Origin of the sequence: uncultured Oceanicoccus sp. (assembly GCF_963968385.1) — a bacterium.
GTDB lineage: Bacteria > Pseudomonadota > Gammaproteobacteria > Pseudomonadales > Dasaniaceae > Oceanicoccus.
Window position 1 is genome coordinate 1 of sequence record NZ_CAXAHB010000099.1, and the last position, 4,911, is coordinate 4,911.

Annotated in this window: 5 protein-coding genes; 1 reads left to right on the plus strand and 4 read right to left on the minus strand. The window is 48.6% G+C overall.

Annotated features, from left to right (window positions below; all coding sequences use genetic code 11):
* Window positions 1-51 precede the first annotated feature (51 nt).
* On the plus strand, window positions 52-165 hold the full coding sequence (locus tag AACP44_RS08445; RefSeq protein WP_339340093.1) for a DUF1295 domain-containing protein: 114 nt from the start codon (window positions 52-54) through the stop codon (window positions 163-165).
* Window positions 166-644: 479 nt separating this feature from the next.
* On the opposite strand, the gene AACP44_RS08450 is transcribed toward AACP44_RS08445, so the two are convergent.
* From AACP44_RS08450 to AACP44_RS08465, 4 genes are all read right to left on the minus strand, one after another.
* Window positions 645-2,489, minus strand: a complete 1,845-nt coding sequence (locus AACP44_RS08450; RefSeq protein WP_339340089.1) for a DUF3604 domain-containing protein — start codon at window positions 2,487-2,489, stop codon at window positions 645-647.
* Between the two features lie 49 nt (window positions 2,490-2,538).
* A complete protein-coding gene (locus tag AACP44_RS08455; protein WP_339340090.1) occupies window positions 2,539-2,661 on the minus strand; it encodes a hypothetical protein in 123 nt (40 codons plus the stop codon).
* 431 nt (window positions 2,662-3,092) lie between these two features.
* Window positions 3,093-3,857: an SDR family oxidoreductase gene (locus tag AACP44_RS08460; protein WP_339340091.1), complete on the minus strand. Its 765-nt coding sequence runs from the start codon at window positions 3,855-3,857 to the stop codon at window positions 3,093-3,095.
* Window positions 3,858-3,871: 14 nt separating this feature from the next.
* A partial coding sequence (locus AACP44_RS08465; RefSeq protein WP_339340092.1) for a phosphotransferase family protein occupies window positions 3,872-4,911 on the minus strand: 1,040 nt, incomplete at its 5' end.

Consider the following 4,911-nt stretch of genomic DNA (forward strand, 5'->3'; position numbering starts at 1 on the left):
GGCTGCCTTCATTATCCAATCAAGATTTTCACTGGAGCGATCCAACTTGGCATCAATAGGCAAGTTCGAGAAAATGTTGTCCTCTGGCGCTACAACCGTCATCCCAACTACTTTGCCGAATGGATGGTCTGGAATGGTTTGGTCATCGCAACGATTCCTTGCTGAATTGCACTATTTTCTGGGACCGACTCTATCGTCAGCCAAATCATCTGGCTGGGACTGGGAACGCCTCTCATATTATGTACAATACCCTGACGATCCTTACCAGCGCCAAGCCTTCTGAATATTATTCAGTTCACAAGCGTCCTGATTATAAGCAATACCAGCAGACAACAAATATGTTTTTCCCAGGGCCTCAGAAAGCGCTAACAGGCAAAACAAGGCCTCAATGAATGACCAACAAATCACATCCTGAAGCTACCTATTAGGCCATAGGTGATGGTCTGAACATGCTCTCGCTAGTAGCCTGTTGAAAAACGTTGTTGATATAGCCTATCTCCTAAACTACGGCGAAGCTACAAACTTTCACAGAGCGTTTCAACACTGGAACGAAATAACCCCCAATGAATACAGCAAGCATACCGTCTCATCGAAGCATTGAATTAGAGCCCTTGGCGATGGCATCTTCCAGACAGTTTAAAACTTTATGGTTTATACCAGATAGCCGATGAATAGGCGCGCTCTTGAATAGTATCGGGAAAGTCTTCAGCCTTTTCCATTTCCATGGCCACAGCATCATACAAAGAATGACGCGGCGTAGGTATTTGTAAAACTCGCGCATAATAAAAAGCGGACTGCGCTGGGCTAAAATCAGGATCACGCCACACAGTGGCCAATTGTGCTGCGCCAACAGAGTTTTCATACATGGCGGTTTTTGTATCTACCGTATTCTCTACCGCAGGCAATTTCCCGTTCTCATCCAATTGTCTTTCATCTGACCACGCTACATCATAAACCTTTTCTTGTGCTAATCCGGTCTCATCGACCCAACCCTTAACGATTTGAATACGATCTAAATTGGCATCAACAGGGTCTTTCATCGCTTGCACAACAAATGAAGGGGAGGTTTTCTGCGCCGCCAATTCTCCTCCCATAGGCACACCCTGCTTAACAGCCTGCTGGTAATCACTTGCCGTCTTCAGATCTTGTTCCTTGATATCCTTACTGGCAAAAAACTGTAAACGAATGCGCGGGCCGGTAGTAGCGTATACCTCTTTACGTTTCATGGCGGCTAAAATACTGCTACGGGTATTCTCTGTTGCCCAAACGGCTGTCAACCCGGATGCGGACATAGTCCAACCGCTTAAGCGGCTTTTATCCGGACTTTTCCGATTATTAGCAGGGATGGAGTGGGCTGGAAATTTACCTTGGAAATTTCGCTCATTCGCTGTAGCTAAAGTGGTATGAGAATCGGTGGAACCCACTACGCCAAACTGATAAGGATTACTACCGGCTCTTTGCTCAATGATCAGACCTCGCTTTAATGCTGAGCGCACATAGTCGCCGGGCTTGGCTTCGTATGGCTGCCACTCACGCTGGATGTACCTATCGTAGGTTTCGAAATCGGCAAACTCATCATCTGGAGACAATGATGGGTGTGTTTCTGAATCACCTTTAAGCTGAGTTATCTCAACAATAGGCTCCCACTTCATTCGCAATTCAGCGTAATCTTTGTCGATCACTTCACCTCGTAGGCTCGTCTCATCAAACATAAAGCCTTTGGAAATATTTGAATTGTGAGGAATAGCAATAAAATCAGCCTCCACCAGCAGCGCCGTTTTCTCCAGCCATGCCCACAAGTCTTCGGGGTATTGACTGTCATTGACGGAAAAAGGCTGATAACGCTGTGCACTTTTTGCATCACCATCGGTGATCACAATTCGGTGCAGATTGCTGCCGCCGGGCAAGGAAGTCCATTCCCAACCAATCAATGCCGAAAATACGCCCGGCTCATTGTGTTGATCAGCCATATTTGTGATGTTTTGCCAGATATCAATCTGTGTCGACATCATTTCGGGAATCATCGACGCAGTTTCGCTGAAGCCATTTCCGGCCGCTGCTTCTGTTGCGTTCATCGGCTCTGGTAAAGCAGCGGTAAATAGTGAACGAGCATCACCAGAATCAATGGCGTAATTCAAGGCCGTTCCAACGACCCATGCCTTAAGCGAATCCATCAGCCCTAGGCCGGTGTAGTCCACACCATCGCGATGCATGGTACGTACAACACCCAACATTTCAGCATGATCGGTTACCACCAAAAAATCCAGCGGCGTCTCAATCTTCACCTTGGCTTGATGGTAAGGATGCAACACAGGTAAACCGCGCGCATAGCGGTAGGCAGTATTCGGATCAGCTGTTAGATTGCCGTTTGTATAGGCATCCGAAGAATAGGTAGTATGTAAATGAGTATCCCCCCATAACAGCTGCTTTTCCTCTGCAGCACTCACCGATGCGATAAAACAAGCCAAGATTGAAAGTAATGTACGCATAATCATTTCCAGATTGTTATTTTTTATAGGTCTATCAACCGAAAAGGGGTTAGAGCGAAGCTCGACGACAAATCTCTGCCGCCACTAACCACAAACGGTCTTGCCCCCAATCTAAACCAGGTTCACCCTCAGGATCACACAATCGGTAGGAAGGCACTCCCCAAAGGCTCATACCTTCCACCATTTCATTCTGGTGCTTTTCTATAAAGGGTGTTCACGCGTCACCGCCAAGGTGTTTTTGCGCTTCTTTCCAATCTAAACCCACCTCCTCGACCGCACGTCTTATATTCTTTTGTTTGTGCAGCCCCTTGCCTTCAGCAAAGGCATAACGCATTAAGGTGCTTAAGAGCTCTGTATCTTTACCGAACGACTTGGCCCAAGGCGGCAGTGACTAGGAGGGATCATCCACCTGGTGGAAATACTCCACTACGTGAGACCGCCCCTCAGCCTTGCGTGTCTTCTCGGCGGCGACTCGCTTTTTCGCTTGCCATTGGGCGTTTGCAGATCGGCTAAGTTTTTTGACAAAAAAAGCGTAGCAGACGCAGCGGGTCAACCAAGTAAGATGCCGCGTTATTGTTCTCTGGTTCAGGCATAAGATATGCGTTAAATGGTCAAACCACCATCAACGACTATGCACTCTCCCGTGGTATAACTGCTAGCATCCGACACAAGGTACAACACGGTACCGGCCATTTCTTGCGGCTCGGCGTGACGTTCCATGGGAATATTGGCAACAGCCTGCTGATAAATTCCATCATCGGTAAACAGTGCACCGGCAAACTTGGTCTTGGTAAAACCGGGCAACAAGGCATTACAACGAATACCGAAAGGCGCACATTCTTTGGCAAAGGTCTTCGTCATATTCACCACAGCCGCTTTGGTAATGGAGTAAATACCCTGTCTATCGCCCGGCTGTAGGGCATTGACCGATGCCGTATTGACGATGGCACCGCCGCCGTTTTCACGCATCAGTTTGCCTCCCTCAATGGACATAAAGAAGTAGCCGCGCACATTAACGTCTACGGTTTTTTCATAGGCGGCGAGATCTGTATCCAGCACATGACCAAAATAGGGATTGGCCGCCGCGTTGTTGACGAGGATATCGAGTTTGCCGTGCTGGCTGCGAATGTAGTCGAAAGTTTTGGTGATATCCTCCATGGAGCCCACATGACAACCCAGCGCCTCGGCACTACCACCGGCTGCGTTAATTTCATCCGCCACAGACTGGCAGCCCTCCACCTTGCGGCTGGACACCATCACATGAGCGCCCTGCTCGGCCAAAAGTTTGGCAATGGCTTCACCAATGCCGCGGCTAGCGCCGGTGACCAGTGCAATTTTTCCGGTTAAATCAAAAAGTTTTGTCGACATATTTACCTCAACGATTAATTTTTCTGTAACGCTTCCAGTCCAAGCTCGGCCAAAGGCCTTACAAGTTGGCCCGCCGCCGCGGCTTTTTCATTGGAGGCATTGCCCATGGCGGCACGCTTGGCCACGCCCTGCACAATGGCCGCCAACCGGAAAAAGCTGAACGCCACGTAAAAGCCTAAATGCTCTATTTTTTCAATACCCATATGCTCACAATAAAGGCCGACATATTGTTGCTCATCAGGAATCCCCAAGGCATTGAGATCAAGCCCTTTTAAGCCCAACATTGTCTCAGTTAAGCTTGGCATACGCATTTGCATACACAGGTAGCCCACATCCGCATAGGGGTGACCAAGGGTCGAAAGCTCCCAATCTAATACCGCTATAATCCGACTGTTATCGGGCGCAAACATCACGTTATCGAGCCGGTAATCACCATGGACCAGTGACACCCGTCCATCGTCTTCAGGCAGAGTCTGCTCCAGATTTGCCATCAAGGTTTCCATGGCATCTATGTTATCAATTTCAGAAGCGCGGTACTGGGCATTCCAGCGCTTGTACTGACGCTGAAAGTAATTACCCGGTTTACCGTAATCGCCCAAACCCACTTGGTTGATATCGACTTTATGCATAGCAGCCAGTACCCGAACCATCTCGCTATACATAGCACCACGCTCAGGCTTTTCGACATCCGGCAATGCCGGATCCCAATAAATATTGCCTTCGCAACACTCCATCAAATAAAACATGGAGCCGATGACTTCGCGATCTTCGCACAGGTGATAAACCTTGGCCACTGGCACTTCTGTTTTTGCCAACGCGTCCAACACGCGGTATTCCCGATCAACGGCGTGAGCAGATTTCAACAGCTCGCCCGGCGGTTGCCGGCGCAGCACATAGACACCGGAAGATGCGGTAATTTTGAACGTCGGGTTGGACTGACCGCCGGGAAATTTCTCCACTGTCAGCGGACCCTTAAAGTCTTCAATATTCGCTTCAAGATAAGCGGCCAGCTTTAGCTCATCCAAAGTATTAACCTGCGACATTATCTTTACTC

What these genes read in the sequence shown, in the direction of transcription:
- AACP44_RS08450 (WP_339340089.1), bottom strand. Translation starts at nt 2,489, where the DNA reads ATGCGTACATTACTTTCAATCTTGGCTTGTTTTATCGCATCGGTGAGT.
- AACP44_RS08460 (WP_339340091.1), bottom strand. Translation starts at nt 3,857, where the DNA reads ATGTCGACAAAACTTTTTGATTTAACCGGAAAAATTGCACTGGTCACC.
- AACP44_RS08455 (WP_339340090.1), bottom strand. Translation starts at nt 2,661, where the DNA reads ATGAGCCTTTGGGGAGTGCCTTCCTACCGATTGTGTGATCCTGAGGGT.